Source organism: Seleniivibrio sp., assembly GCF_021209385.1.
Lineage (GTDB): Bacteria > Chrysiogenota > Deferribacteres > Deferribacterales > Geovibrionaceae > Seleniivibrio.
In genome coordinates this window covers 14,489-38,585 of record NZ_JAJOIL010000014.1, presented here as the reverse complement: position 1 = coordinate 38,585, position 24,097 = coordinate 14,489, and the positions used below count along the sequence as shown (strand labels likewise).

Genomic DNA, 24,097 nt, shown 5'->3' with positions numbered 1-24,097 from the left:
TTAGTCTCCCTCGACAGCTTTTCCGTACAGGCTGTTGGGTCTTGCCTGTGTAATGTATACTCTGGCGAAATCGCCTATATTAAGTTCCTTATCGCTTGAAAAGTTTACCACTTTATTCTGACGGTTTCTACCGCTGAATTGATTTTCGTCTCTTTTGCCTCTGCCTTCGACCATAACCTCGACGACTGTCTTTTCATATGCTTTCGACCGTCTGGCTATTATCTCTTTTTGCAGGTCTAAAACCTTTGCAAGGCGCATCTTTTTTACCTGTTCAGGAACGTCGTCAACCAGCTTTTCCGCCGCTGTCCCCGGACGCACAGAATATGCGAAAGCAAAGATTGAGTCATACTCTATCTCACGCAGAGCGTTGAGTGTACATTCAAAGTCCTCGTCTGTTTCGCCCGGAAAGCCCACTATGAAATCCGAAGAGAGTGCGATATCCGGCATTTTCGCCTTTGCGTGCATGACCATTTCTTTATATTTCTCATAGGTGTACTTGCGGTTCATGGCTTTCAGAACCTTGTCGCTGCCCGCCTGCAAAGGCAGGTGGAGGTATTCGCACACCTTCTCATTGTCCTTTATAACGTCTATCAGCTCATCAGAAAAATCTTTGGGGTGCGACGTCACAAACCGGACGCGCCTGATGCCCTCAATATTACTCACCCTGTTTATAAGTTCGGGAAAAGATACTGATATTTCAAGTCCTTTTCCATAAGAGTTTACATTTTGTCCCAAAAGGGTAATTTCACGCGCACCGTTATCCGCAAGATACTGAACTTCTTCCATGATCTCGTCAACGGTGCGGCTCTTCTCGCGACCTCTGACATATGGCACTATGCAGTAACTGCAAAAGTTGTCGCAACCTTTCATTATGGTCACGAAAGAGGATACGTTGACACTGCGGCGGAAACTGCCGATGGAAAGCTCACCCTCGTTCACCTGTGTGTCACAGGTTCTCTGCCCGTTTTCCACACAGGCAATGACCTCTTCCATCCTGTCCAGCCCGTCTGTTCCCACAACGAAATCTATATATTTGCTGTTTTTGAGTATTTTTTCGCCGTCCTGCTGTGCTACGCACCCGCAGAAGCCTATTTTGACATCCGGTCTTTTCTTTTTGATCTGTTTGAATCTGCCGATGGATGAATCCGCCTTATGCTTTGGCTTCTCCCTCACACTGCATGTATTTACGATAAGGTAGTCGCCCTCTTCCATTGTTTCAGCAGGGGCAAAACCCATTTTTTCGAGTATGGAGGCGATGCGCAGTGAATCGTATTCGTTCATCTGGCAGCCCATGGTGTGAATAAAGTATTTACGCAACAAGAAGCTCCTTATTTTTCCTGAAACCTAAATATAATGAATCGCGGCTATAAGGGAAATACTTTTTTCACCATCTCAAACACTTCTTCGGGAGTAACGCTGTCCATGCTGTTTTCGTCGGCACTTTTTTCATAACCGTAACACAACATCTTTTTTACATCCGGCGGGATAACATGATATATTTGATTGCCAAGTGTCCCCCATCTTTTGGGATTAACAGAACCTGTCAGTTCCAGAACCTTTGCACCGCAGGCGGATGCAAAATGGGAGATACCGGAGTTAACGGAAACGACCCCCCGACAGGAGCAAAATTTGGAGGCTAACCCGTCGGGGGATCTATCCGCTATAACTTGAGCTGTAATGCATTTCCCGTGTAAAAATGCTTTAAGATGATCTGATTCTGTACCATAGGAAGTAAAACCAAGGTAAAATCCGTTATTTTTTATTAATTTTGCAAGTTTTTCCCAATTATCAAAACTCCACATCCGACACATATATCTGGCTCCGGCACAGTACATGTGCATTATTATCATATCCTTAACACTGTTGTCAGGTTCAGTTTCACACTCAGGCAGAACTCCCGTCTGCGCACAAAAATCTTCTGCCAGCGCATAATAATTATCAAGCTCGTGTTTATCTCTGCTGTGTTTGACTGTATGGTCGTAACAAAAATGTCGGTATTGTCTCTCCGTCTTGAATCCCATACGGAAATCTGACGGTACGAACATACTTAGGAACGCATCAAACCTCGCCCATGCACCGAAATCTATCAGCACATCAGCTTTTTCAAGGCGGCAAAGAGAAAACCACTGAACAGGATTCTTATGCGAAACCGCTATCACGCGGCAATCGGTCATATATTCCGCCATCTCCCTGTTTTCAGGCGAACAGACAAGCGTCATATTTGCAGACGGATATTTAGACCGAACCTGCCCTATAACGGCGGACAAAAGCACCATGTCGCCAACTCCGCCTGTCTTTATGAAACAAAAACTCTGCGGATTGTCAGGTTTTATGCGTTTTCTCAGAAAAATTGAAATGAAAAGGAGTAAAAGAACACCGACAGACCTGTCAAGAAATCTCGAAAGTCTGCCGGTGCGTTTTTGAAACATTAAAGGATATAGCCGTCTGTTTTCTCAAGGATGTCCAGATATGCACTGACACCCTTCTCAAGCGCTGTAAACTGTACGTCGCATCCTGTGGCGCGCAGATTTGTCAGGTCAGCCTGAGTATATTTCTGATACTTTCCTTTCAGCGCGTCGGGGAAAGGTATTTCTGTTATCTTCGCATTGGGATAGCGTTTTGAAAAGATATCTGCGATATCTTTAAAGCTGCGGCAGTTGCCTGTTCCGCAGTTATAGATACCTGAAACTTTGGGATTGTTCAGCAGATAGAGGTTAACCGCAACAACATCATCAATATAGATGAAGTCGCGGAGGAAATCAGCACTGCCTGCAAAGACCTTTATCTCTTTGGAATCTCTGTACTGGTTAAAGAAGTGCCTGATAACAGACGCCATTCTTCCCTTGTGGTTCTCCTGCTGACCGTAAACGTTGAAATATCTCAGTCCCGCAACCTGAATCGGCACATTGTCGGGATAGCGTCTTAAATAGTTGTCGAACATGAATTTACTGAAAGCGTAAACATTCAGCGGATATTCGTTCTCGCGTTTTTCCGAAAATCCCGTGTCGCCGTTTCCGTAAACGGATGCTGACGAAGCATAGATAAAGCGGACGTTGTGTTCGATACATTTATTGAACAGCGCGCAAGTGTATTCATAGTTGTTCTTCATCATATAGTGACCGTCGGTCTCCATAGTGTCGGAACATGCGCCCTGATGGAAAATCACGTCAATTTCCGGAGCCAGCTCGTCGAAAACCTCGATAAAATCCTCTTTATCGACGTAATCTGTGAAATCCAGCCTGTTCAGGTTCAGGTGTTTTTCGCTTTTTTTTAAGGTTATCGCTGATTATTATGTCTTTATAGCCCGCGTTGTTCAGTCCTTTAACAAGGTTGCTTCCTATGAACCCCGCGCCGCCTGTTACGGCTATCATCATTTCTTATCTCCTTGCATAGCTTTAATTACTGATGTGGTGGAATATCCATGCACAAAATCTATCAGAACCGTTTTCTTTGCAAACTCCCTGCCCACAACCTCTTCAACTTTATAGTCCGCGCCTTTCACAAGTACGTCCGGAGCAATCGCTTTTATGAGTTCATAGGGGGTGTCTTCATCAAATATTGTAATATAGCTGATACTTTCAAGTGCCGCCAGAACCTCTGCCCTGTCAATCTCGTTGTTTATTGGGCGATCCGGTCCCTTTTGCAGTCTGCGCACGGAATCGTCGCTGTTAAGCCCCAGAACGAGAATATCGCCCAGCTCCGCCGCTTTTTTAAGGTATGTCACATGCCCTTTGTGCAGTATATCGAAACATCCGTTTGTGAAAACTATCTTCCTGCCAGTGATACGCGCTTTTTCAAGCTCGATGAGCAGCGCGTCAAGGGGCATAAGCTTTGACTTCACATCGTGGGAGCTGTTCAGTTCTGAAAGCAGAACCGGAGCGGTTCCTATCTTAGCAACAACAATACCCGCCGCTCTGTTTGCGACAGTGACGGCATCCTTAAGCGAAAATCCCTTCGCAAGGGCAAGAGCCAGAGAAGCCACAACAGTGTCGCCTGCACCGGACACATCGAAAACCTCTTTCGCCTGCGTGGGAAAGTGCATGAAATCATTGCCGTCAACAACGGTGATCCCCTTTTCGCTTCTGGTCACTATCAGATATTTAAGACGTACCCTGTCGATTATCTCCCGTGCGGCAAGTACGATAGCCTCGTCCTCGTTGGGAACGTATCTGCCCACTGCCTCCGCAAGCTCTTTAACGTTTGGCGTAACCGTTGTAGCTCCCGCATATTTGCGCCAGTCGCTCCCTTTAGGGTCAACTATCACGGGAATATTATGTATTTCCGCCAGACGGATTATGTCCTCGCACACGTCCAGAGTGCAGAATCCCTTGCCGTAATCTGATATTACAACCGCACCGCATGTTTTCATATGCTCTTTAACCCGTGCGGAGACTGTCCCAGACTGTTCGCGGGTGAGCGGAGTGACCTCTTCAAAGTCAAGCCTGACTATCTGCTGTTTTTCACCGATCACGCGCAGTTTTGTAGTTGTGGGTGCATCTGTTACAAGCATGTCACATTCAATGTTTATGCTATCCATCATGCCTTTGAGTATCTGCGCGTCGGCATCCTCTCCCCAAACGCCCATCATCACAGCATCAGCGCCAAGGTGGGCTATGTTGTTTACAACGTTGCCTGAACCGCCGAGCGTCTGTGTTGTTCTTTTAACATTCACAACGGGAACCGGAGCTTCCGGAGAGATGCGGGAAACGGAACCGAAGTGGTACCTGTCCAGCATAAGGTCTCCTGCGACAAGCACCTTCGCCCCTGAAAAATCATACAATGACATCTGTCACCTATTTCAGCTTTTTAAGCTCTGATATTTTATATTGCGCGTCCGCATAGTTCTCGTCGAACTGCTGAACGGCAGAGAACCAATAGATTCCGTCCTGAGCAATGCCCTTATTACCCATACCGCTGATAACGGATTCATATCTCTGCATACCTATCTGGTAAGCGAGTTCACTCCGTTTACGCTGTATCTTTTCGTTCTGCTGGTCTATATTGCCAAGCGCCTCATAAGCCCGTGTCAGATCGCCGCCGCCGACATATTTCATAGCCTCGCGGTACTGCACTTCAGGTCCGCGCTCGATTATAAGCTCCGTATCGCGATTTATCTTTTTCATAAGCTCTTTCGCTTCCGGTTTTGAAGGTGAAAGCCCTGGGATATCCGTAGCGATTTTATAAGCTCTGGACAATTTCAGCTTGGCTTCGTCCACCTTTCCTTCAAGCCCTAGGTTTACCCCGTCTTCATAAAGTGTCTTCGCCTCGTTAAGCATGTCCTCACCCTCAACTATACGGCGCAGTTTCGGGCGCAGCGCAATAGCCTTCCTGTTCAGCTTGTTAAGGTTAAGCGCTTCATCCGCAAGTCTGTATGCCTCGCGGTATTTTCCTTCGTTGTAAAGTTTCTCCGCCTCGCGGGAAAGCTCGTAGCTTTTCGATGTGAAGGTGTAATAAACACCGTATCCCGCAACGGCAAGAACCGCCAGCAGTATCAGAAACCTTTTCATTTAGCAGCTCCTGAAAGCTTTGATCTGAGATACGCATCTTTTATCTTTGCCGCCGTCTCCGACGCCTCTTTCTTTTTGCCCAGTCCGGCGTATCCTATGGCGGTGTAATACCTGTCCATATCGTCTGAACCGCCTTTGAACATGTTCACAAGTCCTTTATAGTTACGCTTCTGCGCCATAACGTCCGCTATGTGGAACTTATTGTCGCAAGCGGCGAATTTAGATTCCTTCTCTCCGGTGTACAGAGAGTTTGCAAATATATATTCACCGTAACCGCAGAGACCTGAAAATATCTTCGTACCCAGCGAATCGGCAAATGCTGTCATGGCTTTAGGGTCTTTTTTACCCGCCAGACACGCGCCTTTCACCTTTACAAATTCAACTGTATATTCTGTTATGCATTTGTTCACAAGGTTGCAGTCAAAATCCCTGCCGGCCTCGTTGTAAAGCTCTATTGCACGGCAAACCGGAGCGCCTGTTATGTCATATTTGGCGCTAAGCGCGGCGAACCTGTCCATATATCCCTGTTTGTCGCCCTTCACCCAGTATCTGTCAAGTTCAAGTCCAGCAAGATCGGCATCCATATAGTCCGCCTTCACCTTGTCGAAACGGACAAAATCCTTCTGCCTGTAAAAAAATACTCCGAAATAGCGTTTTGAAGACGCAGACAGAGTGGACAGAGGAGTTGAATCGAACACTTTATTTACCATTTCAGGCTTATCGGTGAATTTTGAAACCAGCTTCATCTTCACTGATTCACTTTTTGATCCGTCGAGCATCGCCTTAAACAGATTATCGTCTACTGTACATTTTGAATCCAGATATACATCAAATACACCGTCCTGCGGATGTCCCGCCGCATATGCGGAGGCTTTTGCGCAATCGGTTGACGTAAGGATGGACATGTTGTCAGCAGACATCTGCACCTTGTCGAAGCGCGAATCGTCCACATCCGCTATCTCTTTCAGGTATTTCTGCGCGTCGGCAGTTTTTCCCTGTTTCATATATGTCTTATAGAGAAGATATTTTGCATAATTACGCTTCTGTACTTCCTGACCGCCCTTAAGGTACGTTTCCAGAGCAGGCGCGGCAATTGAATAAAGTCCGTCGCCGAACGCATTCAATCCGAGAATATAGTCGTCGTCACCTGCGTGTGCCATTGAAGCACAGAAAAATGCAATTATTAGTATCAGTCTGATATTTTTAAACATTCAGCCATCACCTCAATGGGATGTTTTACCTCTTTCATGCTCATATGCTCCATCTGGATGGTGCATGTGGGGCAGTCCGTAACGCCTAAATCCGCACCGCTGGCTTTCAGCTTGTCGGTCATGGGCGTTCCTATCTTTGTACTGAGATCGTAGTTGTCAGCTTTCATACCCCAGCTTCCAGCCATTCCGCAGCAGTTGCTTGCCAGATCCTCCACAACAGCGCCTTTCAGACAGGAGAGCATCTTCATGGAACTGCCGTTATCGGGAAGTGCGCGCATGTGGCAGGACTTATGGTATGCCAGACTAAGCTTGCTTTCGTTGAACTCAAGCTTGTCCATGTTCATATTTACAAGGGTGCTGATGTGTATCAGCTTGCCCTTGACCTTCGCAGTAAAATCGTCATCGCGGAGGAATCCCCATTCTTTGTAAAGGGATAGACCGCACGATGTGCAGGTTGTGACAACGTAGTCGACTTCATCAAGAAGATTGCCCCAGCTTTTGCGGTTCTGGTCAACTTTATCCTTTGCGCCGTCCACAAGACCTTTTGAAAGGTGCGGAATACCGCAGCAGTGCTGGTCGGGTACAAGAACTTCGATACCTGCCGCTTCAAGAACTCTTATCATCGCCTCACCTATCTGCGGGCGGACGTAGCTGGCATAACACCCTGCAAAATAAAGAACTTTGCGGTCGCTTTTCAGTCTGGAGCGGTCTTTTATCCTATCGTAAAGGGAGTTTTTCGCCAGAGGCATGAACTCTCTTTCGGCGGAGATGCCTGACGCTATCTCCATTATATTTCTCGCGAGTTTATGTTTCATAACAGGTTCGAGCATCCACGTCACTTTGCGCAGACTGCGACCCATGTTCTCAAGCCTTGTGGGTATCCTGTCTTTCATAGATACGCCGAAACGCTCGGTATACTGGGATTTCGCTTCGATGCTGAGTTTGGGAATGTTCACAGCAGAAGGACACTCTATGTGGCAGCTTCCGCAGTTTACACAGTGGCTTATGACTTCCTGCAAAGTCTCTTCATAAAGCGCTCTGTCGTCCACGGCACCGCTTATGAGTGCGCGCAGGATATTAGCTTTCGCCTTTGGTGCGGAATATTCGTCGCGGGTTATTTTATAGACCGGACACATCCTTGTTGCTGTGGTCACAGTAGTACACTTTGAACAGCCGTGGCATTTTTCAGCCTCTGTAACAAACCCTTCTGACCAGTTGAGATTTTTATTCTGTATGTCTTCGCTGCGGTAGTCTTTTCCGTAGCGCAGGAATTTCATCATCTGATTTTCGTCGTGCTGGGTCTTTATCTCCGGGTTCAGCAGGTGTCCGCTGTCCAGTATGTTCTTTGTTTCCATGAACACGTCGTAAAGCGCGCCGTACTGCTTTTTAATGTATTTACTGCGCAGTCTGCCGTCTCCGTGTTCTCCGCTGATGGCTCCGCCAAGGCGGTTAACCAGAGAGAACACCTCGTCGCCGAGGATACGCAGAAGCTCTATGTCGTGGGGGTCTTTCAGATTCAGCAGGGGTCTGGTGTGCAGAAGCCCCTTCGCTATATGACCGTAGATAACAAATTTCGCTTCGTGGCGCTCCAGAATCTCGTAAAGCCCCTCGAAGTATTCCACGAGTTTGTCTGTGGGGACAGCCGCGTCCTCTATCAGAGCCAGAATCTTGCGGTCGCCCTTTATCTTATAAAGTATCGGCACAGCCGCCTTGCGCACCGCCCAGAATTGTTCCTTCTCCTCGTTCGTTGCCGCAGTGTGCATCAGGGGCGAAAGATTCTGCTCTTCCAGAATAGCTTTCGCGCGGTCAGCAAGCTCTGTGGTCTCCTCTTCGGAGAAGCCGTCGAACTCGAACATACATACGTTGTCGTATCCGTCCGGTATCGCTTCGTTCAGCTTTTCGTCGAACTCTTTGGCGAATTTAAGGAGCGATTTATCCATTATCTCGATTCCGGCAGGGTTGAGCGGCAAAATAGCCTGCGTAGCCTTTGCGGAATTGATTATATTGTCGAAATACGCAACAACAAGGCTGTCGTGGGAAGGTTTTTTCAGCAGTCTGAATTTCAGACGGGTGGTTATGACCAGTGTACCTTCTGAACCGCCTATCAGTTTGCCAAGCGTCAGCTTTCCGCTGTCCACAAGGTTTTTGAGGTTGTATCCTGCCACGTTGAAACGGATGGCTGGATAACCGCTCTCGATTTTGTCACTGTTATCGCTGTAAAGGTCGAACAGTTTTCTGAAAGGCTCGTCCAGACTGTCGTAATCCGTTCCGGCAATCTGGCTGAAAGTATATACTTTGCCCTCTGCCGTAACGAACTCTGCATCCTCTATATAATCCGACACGTTTCCGTATTTAACGGAGTGGGCGCCGCTGGCGTTTGTTCCGAACATGCCGCCGAAGGTTGCGTATTCGCCGCTGGAAGGGTCAGGCGGGAAAAAGAGTCCTTTTCCTTTAAGCTCGACCTCAAGCTCACCGAATCTGTACCCCGGCTGGCAGACGAAAGTTTTCTGCTCTTCGTCAAGATCGATAAGCCTGTTCATGAATTTCGCGAAATCTATGATTATCCCTCTGCCTATCGCAGAACCGCAGAGACCAGAACCCGCACCTCTTGAGTGGACGGACAATCCGTATTTATTTGCGAATTTCACAGTCTCAACAACGTCTGAGGTGTCTTTAGGGTAAACTATGCAGGCGGGTTCAACTCTGAATATTGATCCGTCGGTGGAGTGCAGATATCTCCGCACAGCATCTGTATATACTTCGCCTCGGATATTTTCCGTAAGCTCATCGAATATGTTCTTAGTAAGCTGGGGCATTTTCTCTCCTTACCTTATGTCGCATAAACATCGGGCGCTCTATCTTACAGACTTTTGTCTTTCATTTCAAATAATACATATAATATTTAGCGGATATTTTTGTGCAAGTTTTTAACTCTTGAAACAAGGGGGCGGATGCTATATCCTTCCGGTTATGAAAAAGACAAAACTTGCTATAACAACAGGCGACCCCGCAGGCATAGGCGCGGAGATCGCATGTAAATTTGCGGAAAGCATAACACAGAACGATGAATACGAAGTTATTCTTGTTTCCTATGAATATATCATAAGGCACACTTTTGAAACCCTGCTGAAACGACCGATGCCGGACATCACGATCGTTGAACCGGACGAAAAACTTACGTTTGACATTGAATACGGCGAAATAAAACCCGAATACGGGAAAGCTTCCATGCTGTTCGTTGAAAAAGCGGTACGCATGGTGCAAAACGGCGAGGCTGACGCTGTTGTCACCTGCCCCATAAACAAAGCATCCATCAAAGAGGGCGGATACAACTTTCCCGGACATACGGAATTTCTGGGATTTCTGACAAAATCGAAACACTTCTCCATGCTGATGGTTGGCGACAAGGTGCGCTGCGTATTAGCGACAACCCACGTCCCAATGGAACATCTGGTGGAAAAACTTGATGAAAAAGCCATAATGAACGCAATACTCAATGCGGATGCCGCAGGACAGTTCTTCTGCGGGAAACGCAGACCGAAAATTGCCGTGTGCGGACTTAACCCCCATGCGGGCGACAACGGCGCGCTTGGCGACGAAGAGATAACTCTCATATCGCCTGTGGTTGAGATTGCACAGGCAGAAGGGATAAACGTTGAGGGTCCTTTCCCCGCCGATTCCCTGTTTGTTAAGGCGGCAAAAGGCGAATATGACTTCGTTGTGGTCATGTACCACGATCAGGGGCTTATCCCCGTTAAGATGGAATCATTCGGCAACGCGGTCAACGTCACTCTCAACCTGCCTATAATAAGGACGTCGGTTGACCACGGCACAGCCTTCGATATAGCCGGACAAGGCATAGCCTCGTGTACCAGCATCAAACGAGCCTCCGAAGTGGCGGCGGAAATGGTGAAAAATGCTCGACTTGCTTGATATTTATAAGAACGAATTCGGATATACGAAAAAGAAGTTCGGTCAGCACTTCCTGACCAGCAGACACACTATCGACGATATTGCCCAGTCGCTGGCGGACGCTGAATGTAAGAACGTGGTGGAGATAGGTCCCGGGTGCGGCGTGCTTACCATCGCCATGCTTGAAAAGGGTGTGGGCGTTACTTCCGTAGAGATAGACGAAGACCTCGCAAAATTCCTGCCGCGCTATCTGTTCATCTATCCGAAATTTAAGCTGATCCACTCTGACTTTATGCTCATAGAGGAATCACAGCTTCCGGAAGGCAAGATAGCCTTCGCAGGAAACCTGCCGTACAACGTTTCTGTGGAAATTCTGATGCACTGCGTCAAGTTCTTCCATCGCATAGAAAAAATGACCTTTATGTTCCAGAAGGAAGTCGCTGACAGAATAAACGCCAAACCTAACTGCAAAGAATACTCTTCTCTATCTGTAATATCCTCCTACTATTTCACAATGAAAAAGCTGAAAGATATATCCGGCGGTCAGTTCTGGCCCAATACAAAAGTGCGCTCAACCGTTCTGGAATTTTACCCCAGAGAGCGCTATTTCGAGCCGGAAAGAGAGCAACGCTTTCTGAATATGGTTCGTAACTCATTTGTACTTAAACGTAAAACACTTAAAAACAACCTGATGAAATCCATTGAAAATATAGAAGAAGTTCTGGAAAAAGCCGGATTTGCGCAGAACATCCGCGGAGAGCAGATGACCGTTGCGGATTTCATAAAACTCTTTGAGTGCAGCGATGTATGACACGCCTTTTTCGGAGATGACCTTCACCGTGTTTGACACGGAAACAACAGGAATGTCGCCGCAAAAGGGAGCAAGGCTTGTTGAAATCGCCGCTGTTAAAGTTAAACCGGGTCTCATTGTCGATCTTCAGGATACGTTCAGCTCACTCATAAATCCCAAGACCGACATACCCTATCAGGCGTATGCCATTCACGGCATAAACACGCGGATGGTCGCCGACAAACCTGAAGCGTATCAGGTGCTTCCGCAGTTTCTGGATTTCGCCGGAGACAGCATCATAGCCGCGCACAATGCCGGATTTGACTATGCTTTCCTGACTCACCACATGGAAGAAAAGGGACTGCCTGTTAACCTCCGGTGTGTAATAGATACTGTAAAATTATCAAGAGCGGCTGAAAAAGGACTTAAGAGCTATTCCCTTGATAATCTTATACATCATTTCGACATGAAAATTCCACTTCCGGACACCTACCGCCACCGCGCACTTTTTGATGCAGCTCACACGGCACTGCTGCTTTGTATCTGTTTGAAGAAATTGACCAACGAAAACATATGCACACCTGCGCAGCTATTCACACAACATAGAAGAACCTTTCATATTTTCAGGTAAAAAAGAAAACGTTTGCAAAAAAAAGGGAACAGTTTTATTATTCAACTTTCAGATACCGTCTTCATTATGGTTAATTGACACACAAACACGGAGAAAATATGGGCATCAGAGATTTTTTACGCGATAAAGTCCAGAAAGTTAATACTCCCGACCAACAGAGAAAGGAAATTGACGAAAAGCTCTGGATGAAATGCAGCGGATGCGGCGAGATAAACTACCATAAAGAGGTAACAAAAGCTCTCCAGACTTGCCCCAAGTGCGGAAAGCACTTTCCTATCACAGTAAGGGAAAAGATCGACATTATCATAGATCCCGGTACTTTTCAGGAGATGGATGAAAACCTGAAATCGCTTGACCCGCTCAAATTCAAAGACTCTAAAAAATATCCCGACAGGGTTAAAGCAGCTGTGAAAAAAACAGGCATGAATGACGCTTTTGTTTCAGGCATAGCCCGCATCAACGACAAACCCGTACATATCGGCGGCATAGAGTTCGGCTTCCTCGGCGGAAGCATGGGCAGTGTTGTCGGCGAAAAGATAGTCAGACTTATCGAAAGCGCTATTGAAAAGAACACACATGTCATTACTATAAGCTGCTCCGGCGGCGCAAGAATGCAGGAGAGCATACTCTCTCTCATGCAGATGGCAAAAACCTCTGCGGCGCTGGTGAAGCTGCGCCAGAAGGGACTTGGACACATCTCCCTGCTCACAGACCCCACAACAGGGGGCGTCACCGCCAGTTATGCGATGCTCGGCGACATTAATATTGCCGAACCAGGTGCGCTTATCTGTTTTGCAGGTCCCAGAGTTATCGAACAGACCATCCGCCAGACCCTCCCCGAAGGGTTCCAGCGTTCGGAATTTCTTCTTGAACACGGAATGGTGGACATGGTTCTCCACAGACAGGACTGGAAATCTGAGATATCCAAGGTCCTTGAATTCTTTGGCTGATGCCTCACTCTCTATTTGAATCATTTTTCAGACAACGCGGTGAGTTCAAAAATCTTGAACTCACCCTTAACCGTATCAAAAATGCGGCAACAGAACTGGGTCTGTGTGATAATATCGCAAAAAACGTCATACACATAGCAGGTACAAACGGGAAAGGCAGCACGTCTTATTTTATCGACCAGATACTCCGCCACAGGGGACACACAACAGGACTGTTCACCTCTCCCCATATATTAAATGTAAGGGAACGAATAAAACTGAACGACGAGGACATCCCACAGGTCGATTTCAACAGGATATTCTCCGCTGTCGAACAATCTGTTATCAAGCATACCCTGTCCTATTTTGAAACACTTACACTTATGGCGTTCTTTTATTATAAGGAACAGAGCATAGACACTGCCGTTATTGAAACGGGACTTGGCGGACGGTTCGACTCCACAAATATTCTGAACAGCAAGATACCTGTAATAACAAGCATCTCAATGGATCACACGGAGTTTCTGGGCAACAATATCATTTCCATTGCCAACGAAAAGCTAGCGATAATCAAAACCAATCCGGTTTTTTTCCTTGGCAGAAACACTGAACAGGTCAGAAGCCACGTCTATGAAGAGTTTTCAGATAAGACCATCATAGAACCTCAGTATTCCGAAGAACCTTACCGTGGTTTTGAAGACCCCTACTCAAACAACCTCAGACTGGCGGAAGCAGTCTGCGACTATATTGAAAAAGGCGGTATGCCTGAAAATCTGAAACTGCCTATGTGCAGGATGGAACGGTTCGGCAGATTTGTTCTTGACGGTGCGCATAACGAAGACGGACTTAACAGACTTTTACAGCATTATAAAGGTAAAAACCCGATTGTGATCTTTTCATGCACTAAGGAAAGAAACGCTGTAAAGCACATAAATATACTGGGAAATGTGGCATCTCAAATAATAGTAACACAGATACCCGGAAATGAAAGAAGCATTGATATTAATGACTTAAATGTTAAAGCTACGAAGCTCTCAAATGTCCGGGACGCTGTCAAATTAGCCGTTGAACTTACAGGAAATACTGATATACTCGTATGCGGTTCGCTGTATCTTTGTGCAGCGGTCAGAGAAATACTGCTCAAGGACAGGCTGTGAAACTTATTCTCTCCATTATAATTGTCTGCATCTGTATGTCGTCTTATGCCGCTGAAAATGTCACAATTGAAGCGGACAATGTCGATTCGTCCGACCAGAACTTCTATCACGCATCCGGTAATGTCAAGGTTTTCCAGGGCGAGCGTACGCTCACTTCTGACGATCTCCTCTATTATAAGGACAGAGGATATATGGAAGCGAACGGAAACGTCCGTATGACGGAAGCAGACGAAACAGTGGACTGTGAGAGAATGGAGTACGACACCGAAACGGAAACCGGAAAGTTCTATGATGCGGATGCTTTCGTTCAGCCATATAACTGGTTCTCCGCCAAAGAGGTTCACAAAACAGGCAAGAACTCTTATAAGCTTTTCAGCACCACTTTTACCACCTGTTCAGGTGATGATCCGGCGTGGTCGCTCTCCGCGTCCTCTGCAAAAATTGACGTGGGCGGCTATTTTTCCGCCTTCAACGTGGCGGGTTGGGCAAAGAGCGTTCCCGTCTTTTATTCACCTTATATTATATACCCGATAAAGAGCGAGCGTGAAACAGGCTTTCTTATTCCCAGCATGGGCTACAGCTCAACATTGGGAATGTTCGTTCAGCCGAAATTCTTTTACAATATCGACGTGGATAAGGATACAACTTTTGCCGCAACTTTTTCGCAGAATGAAAACACTCTCTACGCCAATGAGTTTCGCTTTACACCCAGCGCTGATTCAAAGATATACAACTATTTCGAGTATGTCGGCAAAGACAGAAAGTCACCGACAGAAGAAGCTCATATATCCGGTCCTGAAACGGATTCCGGTCGTTTCTTCATATATAACAAGTCCAGTATAGCCATAACCGACAGTCTCAGGCTTAAGGTCGATCTTGAAGCGGTATCAGATTACAGTTATCAGGACGATTATGAAGATTATTCAATAGCGCAGGATTACGACAACGAAGACGAAACCTATTACAACAGCTTACAGCTTCAGTATGAAACAAAATACAGCGACGTAGAACTTAAATACAACGACGTAATGTCATACACTATCACAAGCACATACCTTAAAGAGCATACATATCTGCGCCCTGAACTCTCTGCACAAAAAGATATATCGTTTGCGCCGGTTAATGTCAGGTATTACGCAGCTCACGACGAAGTCAGAAATACAAAATTCATATATGACTATGATCTTGACACGAAGGAAACAAAAAAACTGGACTATACCAGAGACCACGCAAGTCTGATGTTATATAAGCCCATATCTGTATACATCGGTACTTTCACACCATCCATCACTGGTTATTACACCAGATGGTACGATTTTGAAAGCAATTATGACCTTACTATGCCAACCACCGACAAACACTCCGGCACAGCATATCTGGATGTTGACGAAGACTCCATAACAAGGCAGATGTATACTATAGACTACTCGTTCGCTTTTGCGGAAATATATAAAAACTACAACGGTTTTCGCCATTCAATATATAACACATTGAGATATGTGCAGACACCGGACATCGACCAGACGAATCTTTTCGACTACATAGATCAGGATGTTATAGACGAAACAAAGAACTACTCATATTCACTTAAAAACTATTTCAAAGCTCCCGACTGGGCATTAAAACTTGAAAACACTCAGGGTTATGAGATGACAAGAGCTGAACACCGCTATGAGCCTCTTGTCAGCAAGGTAGAATTTTCAACTACAGGCGGGTTTTACAGCTATTTTGAACACGAATACAACTACTACGACAAGGATGCAGATTTCCTCCTCACCAGACTCAGTGTATCACTTGGGAAAATAGTAGTTTCCGGCAAATACGCGTTCGATAAAGAGACCAGTGACGACAAAAACACTACCATTCAGGGAACAGTGACCTATACTACTCCAAAGTACGACCTTTCTTACAGCAGAACCAGCTCCGGCTGGAACAATCATCTTTCATGGAAAGCTGAATCGTCTGTTGATGATGCAGTCACTCTGCTTTACAAGAGCGAATGCTGGGAAGCAGGTATAACATACAAAAGAAAGACGGAGATAAAAGACGTTTCAGTCAGCAACGACAGCGATGTTGAACATATAGTAATGCTGACTATTGGGCTCAGAGGTCTTGGAAAATACACATCATCAGTGTATACGGCTACAACAACAGAGAACGGAGACAATAATGAATAAGTTACTGGTAATGGCTGCGGCTGTTCTGCTCCTCACAATAAATGCATATGCGACGGTCGTTAACGGCTCCGCAACCGTGACCGTTCAGAACGACAACATAAAACAGGCGGACACTTCGGCAAAGAACAGCGCCCTTCTGAACGCCCTCTATAACTATTTCTCCAGACAGCAGGATGAACAGACAGGTTCCGACATGCCGGAGATAACATCAGAATATCTTAAATTTATCAGAAGCTACAAGATAGTTGACAGAAGATATAACCACGGAACCATAACCTATACGGTGATAGCGGATGTTGACAAGCTTAGCCTTTCAGATGTTGCATATATGATCAAGTCCAGAACCGATAACGCTGTTTATGTCATAGACGAACTCCACGACAACTATGAAAACAACGCCGCCATCACGAACGCGCTGAAAAAGAATGCGTTCAGCACAAAATACCAGATGGATTTCCTCTCCACAGTTGCCGACAGCTCTATGCCCGATCTGGTCTATGAAGCATTTCAGAATTCAAAAGCACAGTACCTCTTTGATATAAAAGCCGACACAACTTCAGGCGACGGAAAATGTTCTGCCACTGTCAGTATGCGTGTCGCCGGCAAGGCAAAGGAGTTTCCGGCAGTTAAAACATCCGGCGAAGGCACAGGACAATCTGATGTTTCATGCGTAGCATCAGCCATTTACAGCGCCATGGATCTTGCCCTCTATTCCGTTCGCGAGGGTGCTATTCCGGCACCGTCTCTTGACAGGGAACTGACAAAAATAACTCTGACGGCTGCGAACTACGCCAACTTTGCAACCCCCAAGAACCTCATGGAAGCGCTGAAAAGAAAAACGTTTATAACCAACTACAGCATAAAAGGTTTCGCTGAAAAATCACTTGATATTGAAGCCGAGATATACGTTTCGCCCGACATGCTCCTTAAAAAGCTTCAGGGGATACAGAAAGAATACGGTTTCACAGCGTCAAAACTTGAAGGTGGGAATATTCTCCTTGATTTTACGTCACAGGAGTAATAATCTTTATCATGATAGACAGGATACTAGAAGATATCAAACCTAAACGAAAGGTTCTGATACTCACCCATAACAACCCTGATCCTGATACCATTGCGGCTGCCACCGGAATGAAGTATATCCTTTCCTCTAAACTCAAAAAACGATGTACAATAGGATTTTACGGTATCGTTGGCAGAGCAGAAAACCGTGAACTCCTGCGTTTGTGCAAAATAGATATGCACAGTTCTTCAAAACTGAACTTCGCAAGATACGACTACCTTATCGTTGTCGATACCCAGCCAAAAGCAGGAAACGTTTATATACCGGAAGGGTTTAAAGTGGATGTGGTCATCGATCATCACAACTACAGACACACGACCTCGGAAATACGCCTGCACGATGTCAGACCGAATGCAGGCAGCACAAGCACAATCATCACTGAATATATGAAGCGTCTGAATATTATTCCTGACACGGACACAGCAACGGCGCTTTATTATGGAATAAAGACGGACACCGTCGGTTCGGGGCGTACGAACACCTGCGAAGACAAAGCCATGATGTCGTACATTTTCCCCTATATCTCCCACAAAAAACTCACAAAAATTGAAAACCCCGAAGTCCCCAGATACTATTTCAAAAATCTGAAAAAAGCTGTAGAATGTTCAGAGATAATCGACAACCTTATTTTCTGCGATCTGGGCGAGGTACGAAACGCCGACCTCATTGCAGAAACAAGCGATTTTCTGCTTCGCATGAGAGATATAAAATGGACATTCGTTGTTGGAAAGATAGATAACTGCGGTTTCTTCTCCCTGCGCTCGAAATCCACAAGAACAGCAGTGGGCAGAATGGCTATAAGCCTTGTCAAAGGACTTGGTACAGGCGGCGGGCATATGAAATCCGCAGGCGGTCAGCTTAACCTTGCAGACAAAGACTACAACTTTGTGATAACCACTATAAAAGACCGACTGCTCAAGAAGATAGGTATTAAGAACACCGAAATCAAAAAGATTTGACTTGCATAAAAAGACCAGTATACTCTTATTATAAGGAGGCAACCATGAAGTATATCTGCACAATCTGCGGCTGGATTTATGACCCTGAAGTGGGCGACCCCGATGGCGGTATCGACCCCGGTACAGCTTTTGAAGATATCCCCGAAGACTGGGTCTGCCCCGAATGCGGCGTAGGCAAAGACAGCTTTGAGGCTTATCAGGACTAAGAAATAAAGCCGCCGCGCAAACTGTTACGGCGGCTTTTTTTCACTTATTTTTCTTGGAGGAAATATGCATGCTACTCTGCTGAAAAAGGATATTTACTGGGTCGGCGTAAAAGATCCGGAGCTCGAGATTTTCGACATAGTTATCCCCACGGAACACGGAACGACATATAACAGCTATCTGGTTATAGGCAAAGAGAAAACAGCTCTGATAGAAGCCTGTAAGCTTAATTTTCAGAAGGAATACATCGCCAGAATAGAAGAGATCGTGCCTGTGAGCAAGATTGATTACATCATTCTGAACCACAACGAACCGGATCACTCCGGCGCACTGCCCACTCTGCTTGATCTCAACCCCGATATGGAAGTTATCTATTCCAAAACGGCAAAGACCTTCGTTGAGAATATCGTCAACCGTGACTTCAAAGGAAGAGCCGTAGGAGATGAGGATGTTATAGATCTCGGCGGAAAGACGCTTCGTTTCTTCCATACTCCTTTCCTGCACTGGCCGGACACTATGTTCACCTATCTTGTGGAAGAAGCAATGCTCTTTCCCTGCGACTTTCTCGGTGCGCATTACTGTCCGAAAGACGAGATACTGCTGAACAAGGACATAGCGGAAAAGGAAACGGCAAAAGAAGCGTTCCGCTTCTACTACTCCATGATCATGCGACCCTATAAGGAACATATAACCAAGGCTCTTCAAAAGATCGAAGGACTGAAAATTGACATGGTCTGCCCTTCCCACGGTCCAATTCTGGTTGAGGATATTGACTTTTACATGGATTTCTATGAAAAGTCCGCCGCCAGATACTATAAGAACATGACAACACGCCAGGTCACGCTGGTTTATGCCACAGCATACGGCAACACCAAAAAGCTGGCAGACCAGATACGCGCAGGAATCGAAGAGGTCGGCGTCCGCGTTGATATGTATGATTCCGCCACAACTGACATAATGACATTAATTGATTCCATAGAAATATCCCACGGCGTGCTTATCGGTACACCGACACTCAACGCGAAGGCTCCGCACCCGGTACTTGAACTGTTCTCATACTTTGTAGTTCTGAACGTTGTGAACAGACTGGGCGGATGTTTCGGCTCATACGGCTGGAGCGGCGAAGGCGTTAAGGTCTCAGAGGATATAATGAAGACCATGCGCATGAAGACTCCTCTGCCCTCGTTCAAGGTTAAGATGACACCGTCTGAGCATGAGCTCAGGGACGCTTATCAATGGGGCAGAGACTTCGGTATGCAGGTTCTGGAAGCTCAATAAAAGACATAAGAAGCAATTAAAAAAGGCAGCTAAGCGGCTGCCTTTTTCTGTATCTGAAAGAGTTAAGCTCTTCTTCTGCGTATCAGGTATATTCCGCCAACAACAAACATAAGAATCAGTGCAACAGGCGAACCGTCTCTGGATGCGGAACATCCGCCTCCTCCTCCGCCGCCGGAACTTGAATTATTGTCAGTACTCAAGCCTACATAAACAGGGTCAACTATGACGCCATTAACAAGACCATCAGTATCATAAGTTCCACCGTCTTCAACGTAATACCATATTAAATGTTCATTACTATCTCGTTGAACAGAAATGGAAGAACAATTAATCATGTTATCTTCACATTTAAACAGATTAACTTTTGAAATATCCATTCCGGGCAGATATAAAGCAACAATGGAGCTGTTACCAACAGTTAGTGTACTAGTGAAATCAATAGAGGCAAAAATGTTATAATTATTTATAGAAGCACTTTCATTATGAACTGTTTGAGATAAGAATGTTGACCCAACCACCCCAAACCCCATTAACTGACTTCCTGATAAATTATAGTAAACTTCATCCTCTATATTGGTGTCTATTTCACTTGCGCTTCCAGAGGTAGGGATATCCGAAATATCTGGCGTTGAACCAGGGTCAGTTTCACTGTCTGCTGGTGTACCGCTCATCTTTCCTTCTATCCATGAGGTATACTGGGAAACTCTGGTATAGATGCCGTAAAAACCTGCTAAAGCGCAGCCGTTACCGTTACTGACGACACCGATAACTATATAGTTGGATCCGTCCTGAACGAACAGAGGTCCACCGCTGTCACCCGAACAGGAATCTTTCCCGCCTTCAGGATAACCGGCACAAAGCATATTAGAGGTGATGTTGCTGTAGCTGCCGCTGCATGTTGCGTTTGAAACAACAGGAACATCGACCTCCATAAGATCTGTGGGATAGGAATACGGTTCAGGAGAAGTAGTTGTACCCCATCCTGCAACAGTTGCCAGATCATCGGTTGAAAATCCGGGGTATGTGGACGACGAGAGAGCATCGATGGCATCAACACTAAGCGGTGTACTGAGCTTAATGAGTGCGATGTCGTTGTTAAATGTCACGCTGTTGTAACTTTCGTGCACATAAACCGCTGAAACGCTAACTTTTGTTCCAGAACTTATGGTTGTCGTTGAAAGTGTGTTTGTTCCTGCGAGAACTCGAAGCTTACTCATATTGGAAGAAATTGTGTAATCTTTTAATTTTACCATACAGTGTGCCGCTGTCATGACCCATTGTGAATCAATGAGGGTTCCTCCGCAAAACTGCTGGCTATAATCTGTCGTACCGCCTGTGGTATCGAGAATCGCAACCATAAACGGGTAAGCTCCGCTCGAAACTGTAGTTCCGCCTATAATTTTTGCGGTAACATCTGCCGCCGAAGCAGAAAAAACAGATACAAACAGAAACGCTGCAAGAATCAACAATTTAAATTTTGTAATCATAAACGACCTCGTGAACTGTTTTGTCGTGATATTATCATATTAGTATGCTACTACAAAGTAATTAATACCTCAATGGTGTGACATGAAAACCATAATTATATCAATATTAATTTTCACAGCCGTCATTGCGTTTGCCATGGGCGACAGAAGCTCGCTCACTTCGTTTGAAAAGGTCAACGGTTTCGCCCCTGTGGGACGTCCTGTTTATGGTGTTAAGATATTCAATTCAGATGAGGAATACAATGCTTTCCACAGAGCAAGGGCTATTATCAATAAAAATACTCAGCCGTTCGACTATGAAAATTTTTCACTTCTGGTGGCATATTTCGGCAAGGCTGCCGGCGATTCATGTATAAAGGTATACCGCATTGACGAAACCGAAAAGTCCATTGTCGTTTATGCGGAGCCGACAGCATGCTCAAACGAATGGTATGCCCCGTACGTTTATTACAAGATTAAAAAGACGGATAAACCAGCTAAAATAATCGTTAAATAGCCGGTAGCAAAATAATGCATGGAGAATCAAACCATGCTATTGACATTAAAGTGAAAGCCTGATATACATTTGATTCCTTTTTGGAATCATGAAGGAGAGGTGTCCGAGTCAGGCTGAAGGAGCACGCCTGGAAAGTGTGTGAACGTTAACGCGTTCCGAGGGTTCGAATCCCTCCCTCTCCGTTTTGATGCTTAAAAAATGAATATCAGGCTGGCCCGATGGGGTCTCTGCAATGAATTTCCCGCGAACCCCGCCAGGTTCGGAAGAAAGCAACGGTAGTGGGTTAATTTGTGTGCCGGAGTCACCCTGTCGGGTCTTAAATTTTTAATATATCAGTCAAATATTGCCTCACGAGGTACTTCAATATGATCTCCAGACTCAGACAACAAAAAAAGATGACAGTTTTTGCCCTTTGGTTTGTGATAGCAGCTTTCGTTGCTACCATCTTTTTCGCATGGGGTATCGGCGACAAGGTCGCTGAAAGCCGTTATGCAGTAAAGGTAAACGATACTGTCATATCAGACGCTGATTTCAGTCAGAAACTTGACGCCACCAGAGAAAATTTCCGCAGTCTTTTCGGAAATCAGGTCGATCAGCTTATGAAAGACAACCTGATCGAAAAAACGGTTATGAACGACCTCATCGGTCAGGCACTCCTCATTGAAGAAGCAAAAAGACTGAACATTCCCGTTTCCGATGCGGAAGTTCAGATGTATATCCAGAATATGCAATCGTTTCAGGTGGACGGTCAGTTCAACATTGAGCAATATACAGGCATACTTGCCAGAAACAGAATGACACCCGCCATCTTTGAACAAAAGGTCAAAGAGGACATCACAAACCAGAAGATGTCTGAGTTAATAAAAAACAGTGTGTCTGTAACTGACAAAGAAGTGAATATGGAATACAAATTCCGTAACACAACCGCCACTGTCAATTATATAGAGTTTGACGCAAACGACTTCATTGCATCGGTAAATGTTGACGAAAAAGCTGTGAAAAAATTCTACGAAGATAACAAAGACGAATACAGAGTTCCAGAAAAAGCAAACTTCATAGCACTGGTGTTTGACCCCGCGCTTATGAAAAATATTGATATTCCCGTTTCCGACAAAGAGGTTGAAGACTACTTTATCAGAAACAAAGCGTCGCTTACGCAACCAGAGAGCGTGAGAGCCTCTCACATCCTTTTCAAGGTTGACGACTGGAAGAACACTCAGGATGCAGAAGCAAAAGAGAAACTCGCAAAAGAGGTTCTCGGAATGGTCAAAGCGGGCGGCGACTTTGCAGAGCTTGCTAAAAAATATTCAGCTGATTCAAGCGGACAAAACGGCGGCGACCTCGGTTATTTCACCAAAGGTCAGATGGTTCCCCAGTTTGAAGCGGAAGCATTCAAACTTAAAGCCGGCGAAGTTTCCGGTATAGTCAAAACCCAGTTCGGCTACCACATTATCAAAGTGATTGATCACAAAATTGAAACCAGCCCCACTCTGGATCAGGCTAAACCTCAGATAACCGAACTGATCAAAAAAGAGAAAGGTCAGACGGCATTCAAAAGTTTCGTCTTTGACAAATACAAAGAGATTGTTGCTGAATCAAACATCACCGCTTTCAATAAAAAGAACGGCGGTAAACTCCCTGTCGTAACAATCAACGGTGTAACCGAAACAGGTGCCGGAACAGCGCTTGAAGGAAAACCCGACATAGCCAAAAAGCTGATGTCAATGACTAAAACAGAAGTCAGCCAGATAATTGACTTTGACGATAAAAAGGTTATTTTTGAAATGACTGACAAGTTCCCCTCTTACATTCCTAAGTTTGAAAACATCAAAGCTCAGGTTGAGGGCGAATATAAAGCACAGGAAAGTGTTAAAGCGGCTGAAAAAGCGGCTGCGGAAGCAGGAAAGCTTGCATCTATTCAGGAAGCGGCTTCCAAAACAGGCAAAACGTTTGTTACTCCCAAAGCATTCAACCGTAACGAACCCATTGAGAACCTTGGTATGAACAACGATCTTATGGATGCTGTTTTCAAAGCCAAACCCGGTTCTTTCCTTGCGAAACCCTACACAGTGGGCGGTAAAGTTTTCCTTGTTCAGGTTGTAAGCCTGACACCTCCTGCAGCACCTGTTACGGCTGAGCAGAAAGACCAGATAGTCTCCGCTCTTCTGGGTGTTAAGCAGAATGAAGCACTTAAAGATTATGTGGACGCTCTTAAGAAGAAAGCGAAAATTGAGGTCAGTCCTCAATACCAGCAATACTATACGAAGTAAATGATAAAGCCCTCGCCAAAAACGAG

At 45.6% G+C, this 24,097-nt stretch carries 19 protein-coding genes, 1 tRNA gene, 1 other RNA gene and 1 pseudogene; 14 read left to right on the top strand and 8 right to left on the bottom strand.

Annotated elements, in window-relative coordinates:
* The 7 genes and pseudogenes from miaB to LRY47_RS04280 form a co-directional block, all read right to left on the bottom strand.
* Window positions 1-1,317 (bottom strand): tRNA (N6-isopentenyl adenosine(37)-C2)-methylthiotransferase MiaB, encoded by a 1,317-nt coding sequence (miaB, locus tag LRY47_RS04310; RefSeq protein WP_295222902.1) that lies wholly within the window; start codon window positions 1,315-1,317, stop codon window positions 1-3.
* Between the two features lie 47 nt (window positions 1,318-1,364).
* Window positions 1,365-2,429 (bottom strand): glycosyltransferase family 9 protein, encoded by a 1,065-nt coding sequence (locus LRY47_RS04305; protein ID WP_295222900.1) that lies wholly within the window; start codon window positions 2,427-2,429, stop codon window positions 1,365-1,367.
* Window positions 2,429-3,371: pseudogene (rfaD, locus tag LRY47_RS04300) on the bottom strand (ADP-glyceromanno-heptose 6-epimerase). The gene LRY47_RS04305 and the pseudogene rfaD overlap by 1 nt, the downstream one beginning before the upstream one ends.
* Window positions 3,371-4,786: a D-glycero-beta-D-manno-heptose-7-phosphate kinase gene (gene rfaE1, locus LRY47_RS04295; protein WP_295222898.1), complete on the bottom strand. Its 1,416-nt coding sequence runs from the start codon at window positions 4,784-4,786 to the stop codon at window positions 3,371-3,373. Before rfaE1 ends, rfaD begins: the two are co-directional and overlap by 1 nt.
* 7 nt (window positions 4,787-4,793) lie before the next feature.
* Window positions 4,794-5,507 carry a hypothetical protein gene (locus LRY47_RS04290; RefSeq protein ID WP_295222897.1) on the bottom strand — a complete coding sequence of 238 codons (714 nt, stop codon included), beginning with the start codon at window positions 5,505-5,507 and terminating at the stop codon, window positions 4,794-4,796.
* Complete coding sequence (locus LRY47_RS04285; protein ID WP_295222895.1) at window positions 5,504-6,718, bottom strand: hypothetical protein; 1,215 nt, start codon at window positions 6,716-6,718, stop codon at window positions 5,504-5,506. The genes LRY47_RS04290 and LRY47_RS04285 overlap by 4 nt, the downstream gene beginning before the upstream one ends.
* Window positions 6,697-9,534 carry an anaerobic glycerol-3-phosphate dehydrogenase subunit C gene (locus tag LRY47_RS04280; RefSeq protein WP_295222893.1) on the bottom strand — a complete coding sequence of 946 codons (2,838 nt, stop codon included), beginning with the start codon at window positions 9,532-9,534 and terminating at the stop codon, window positions 6,697-6,699. The genes LRY47_RS04285 and LRY47_RS04280 overlap by 22 nt, the downstream gene beginning before the upstream one ends.
* Window positions 9,535-9,688: 154 nt before the next feature.
* Between LRY47_RS04280 and pdxA the strand changes: the two genes are divergently transcribed.
* The 10 genes from pdxA (at window position 9,689) to LRY47_RS04230 (ending at window position 19,818) form a co-directional block, all read left to right on the top strand.
* Window positions 9,689-10,651 (top strand): 4-hydroxythreonine-4-phosphate dehydrogenase PdxA, encoded by a 963-nt coding sequence (gene pdxA / locus LRY47_RS04275; RefSeq protein WP_295222891.1) that lies wholly within the window; start codon window positions 9,689-9,691, stop codon window positions 10,649-10,651.
* Window positions 10,635-11,441 (top strand): 16S rRNA (adenine(1518)-N(6)/adenine(1519)-N(6))-dimethyltransferase RsmA, encoded by an 807-nt coding sequence (gene rsmA, locus LRY47_RS04270; RefSeq protein WP_295222889.1) that lies wholly within the window; start codon window positions 10,635-10,637, stop codon window positions 11,439-11,441. Before pdxA ends, rsmA begins: the two co-directional genes overlap by 17 nt.
* Window positions 11,422-12,051: a 3'-5' exonuclease gene (locus LRY47_RS04265; RefSeq protein ID WP_295222887.1), complete on the top strand. Its 630-nt coding sequence runs from the start codon at window positions 11,422-11,424 to the stop codon at window positions 12,049-12,051. Before rsmA ends, LRY47_RS04265 begins: the two co-directional genes overlap by 20 nt.
* Window positions 12,052-12,149: 98 nt before the next feature.
* Entirely contained in the window at window positions 12,150-13,001 is an 852-nt protein-coding gene (gene accD / locus LRY47_RS04260; RefSeq protein WP_295222885.1) for an acetyl-CoA carboxylase, carboxyltransferase subunit beta, read from the top strand.
* Window positions 13,001-14,137: a Mur ligase family protein gene (locus tag LRY47_RS04255; protein WP_295222883.1), complete on the top strand. Its 1,137-nt coding sequence runs from the start codon at window positions 13,001-13,003 to the stop codon at window positions 14,135-14,137. The genes accD and LRY47_RS04255 overlap by 1 nt, the downstream gene beginning before the upstream one ends.
* Window positions 14,134-16,314: an LptA/OstA family protein gene (locus LRY47_RS04250; protein WP_295222880.1), complete on the top strand. Its 2,181-nt coding sequence runs from the start codon at window positions 14,134-14,136 to the stop codon at window positions 16,312-16,314. The genes LRY47_RS04255 and LRY47_RS04250 overlap by 4 nt, the downstream gene beginning before the upstream one ends.
* Window positions 16,307-17,335 carry a hypothetical protein gene (locus tag LRY47_RS04245; RefSeq protein ID WP_295222878.1) on the top strand — a complete coding sequence of 343 codons (1,029 nt, stop codon included), beginning with the start codon at window positions 16,307-16,309 and terminating at the stop codon, window positions 17,333-17,335. The genes LRY47_RS04250 and LRY47_RS04245 overlap by 8 nt, the downstream gene beginning before the upstream one ends.
* Window positions 17,336-17,346: 11 nt before the next feature.
* The gene (locus LRY47_RS04240) at window positions 17,347-18,336 is read left to right on the top strand and encodes a DHH family phosphoesterase (protein WP_295222876.1); all 990 of its coding nucleotides are present in this window, start codon (window positions 17,347-17,349) and stop codon (window positions 18,334-18,336) included.
* Between the two features lie 44 nt (window positions 18,337-18,380).
* Complete coding sequence (gene rd, locus LRY47_RS04235) at window positions 18,381-18,542, top strand: rubredoxin (protein ID WP_295222874.1); 162 nt, start codon at window positions 18,381-18,383, stop codon at window positions 18,540-18,542.
* Between the two features lie 64 nt (window positions 18,543-18,606).
* Window positions 18,607-19,818 (top strand): FprA family A-type flavoprotein, encoded by a 1,212-nt coding sequence (locus LRY47_RS04230; RefSeq protein ID WP_295222872.1) that lies wholly within the window; start codon window positions 18,607-18,609, stop codon window positions 19,816-19,818.
* A 62-nt stretch (window positions 19,819-19,880) separates the two neighbouring features.
* Here LRY47_RS04230 and LRY47_RS04225 read toward each other — a convergent pair whose 3' ends face one another.
* Window positions 19,881-21,305 carry a serine protease gene (locus LRY47_RS04225; protein WP_295222870.1) on the bottom strand — a complete coding sequence of 475 codons (1,425 nt, stop codon included), beginning with the start codon at window positions 21,303-21,305 and terminating at the stop codon, window positions 19,881-19,883.
* An 82-nt stretch (window positions 21,306-21,387) separates the two neighbouring features.
* Here LRY47_RS04225 and LRY47_RS04220 point away from each other — a divergent pair, with 82 nt between their 5' ends.
* The 4 genes from LRY47_RS04220 (at window position 21,388) to LRY47_RS14140 (ending at window position 24,071) form a co-directional block, all read left to right on the top strand.
* Window positions 21,388-21,801: a hypothetical protein gene (locus tag LRY47_RS04220; RefSeq protein ID WP_295222868.1), complete on the top strand. Its 414-nt coding sequence runs from the start codon at window positions 21,388-21,390 to the stop codon at window positions 21,799-21,801.
* 93 nt (window positions 21,802-21,894) lie between these two features.
* Window positions 21,895-21,983, top strand: a tRNA-Ser gene (locus LRY47_RS04215).
* A gap of 34 nt (window positions 21,984-22,017) precedes the next feature.
* An RNA gene (gene ffs / locus LRY47_RS04210) (signal recognition particle sRNA small type) lies at window positions 22,018-22,116 on the top strand.
* A 50-nt stretch (window positions 22,117-22,166) separates the two neighbouring features.
* Window positions 22,167-24,071 carry a SurA N-terminal domain-containing protein gene (locus tag LRY47_RS14140; RefSeq protein WP_366043228.1) on the top strand — a complete coding sequence of 635 codons (1,905 nt, stop codon included), beginning with the start codon at window positions 22,167-22,169 and terminating at the stop codon, window positions 24,069-24,071.
* The last annotated feature ends 26 nt before the right edge of the window (window positions 24,072-24,097 follow it).

What these genes read in the sequence shown, in the direction of transcription:
- pdxA (WP_295222891.1), top strand. Translation starts at nt 9,689, where the DNA reads ATGAAAAAGACAAAACTTGCTATAACAACAGGCGACCCCGCAGGCATA.
- LRY47_RS04240 (WP_295222876.1), top strand. Translation starts at nt 17,347, where the DNA reads ATGATAGACAGGATACTAGAAGATATCAAACCTAAACGAAAGGTTCTG.
- LRY47_RS04225 (WP_295222870.1), bottom strand. Translation starts at nt 21,305, where the DNA reads ATGATTACAAAATTTAAATTGTTGATTCTTGCAGCGTTTCTGTTTGTA.
- LRY47_RS04290 (WP_295222897.1), bottom strand. Translation starts at nt 5,507, where the DNA reads ATGAAAAGGTTTCTGATACTGCTGGCGGTTCTTGCCGTTGCGGGATAC.
- LRY47_RS04285 (WP_295222895.1), bottom strand. Translation starts at nt 6,718, where the DNA reads ATGTTTAAAAATATCAGACTGATACTAATAATTGCATTTTTCTGTGCT.
- LRY47_RS04280 (WP_295222893.1), bottom strand. Translation starts at nt 9,534, where the DNA reads ATGCCCCAGCTTACTAAGAACATATTCGATGAGCTTACGGAAAATATC.
- LRY47_RS04230 (WP_295222872.1), top strand. Translation starts at nt 18,607, where the DNA reads ATGCATGCTACTCTGCTGAAAAAGGATATTTACTGGGTCGGCGTAAAA.
- LRY47_RS04255 (WP_295222883.1), top strand. Translation starts at nt 13,001, where the DNA reads ATGCCTCACTCTCTATTTGAATCATTTTTCAGACAACGCGGTGAGTTC.
- LRY47_RS14140 (WP_366043228.1), top strand. Translation starts at nt 22,167, where the DNA reads ATGATCTCCAGACTCAGACAACAAAAAAAGATGACAGTTTTTGCCCTT.
- accD (WP_295222885.1), top strand. Translation starts at nt 12,150, where the DNA reads ATGGGCATCAGAGATTTTTTACGCGATAAAGTCCAGAAAGTTAATACT.
- LRY47_RS04245 (WP_295222878.1), top strand. Translation starts at nt 16,307, where the DNA reads ATGAATAAGTTACTGGTAATGGCTGCGGCTGTTCTGCTCCTCACAATA.
- rfaE1 (WP_295222898.1), bottom strand. Translation starts at nt 4,786, where the DNA reads ATGTCATTGTATGATTTTTCAGGGGCGAAGGTGCTTGTCGCAGGAGAC.
- rsmA (WP_295222889.1), top strand. Translation starts at nt 10,635, where the DNA reads ATGCTCGACTTGCTTGATATTTATAAGAACGAATTCGGATATACGAAA.
- rd (WP_295222874.1), top strand. Translation starts at nt 18,381, where the DNA reads ATGAAGTATATCTGCACAATCTGCGGCTGGATTTATGACCCTGAAGTG.
- LRY47_RS04220 (WP_295222868.1), top strand. Translation starts at nt 21,388, where the DNA reads ATGAAAACCATAATTATATCAATATTAATTTTCACAGCCGTCATTGCG.
- LRY47_RS04305 (WP_295222900.1), bottom strand. Translation starts at nt 2,429, where the DNA reads ATGTTTCAAAAACGCACCGGCAGACTTTCGAGATTTCTTGACAGGTCT.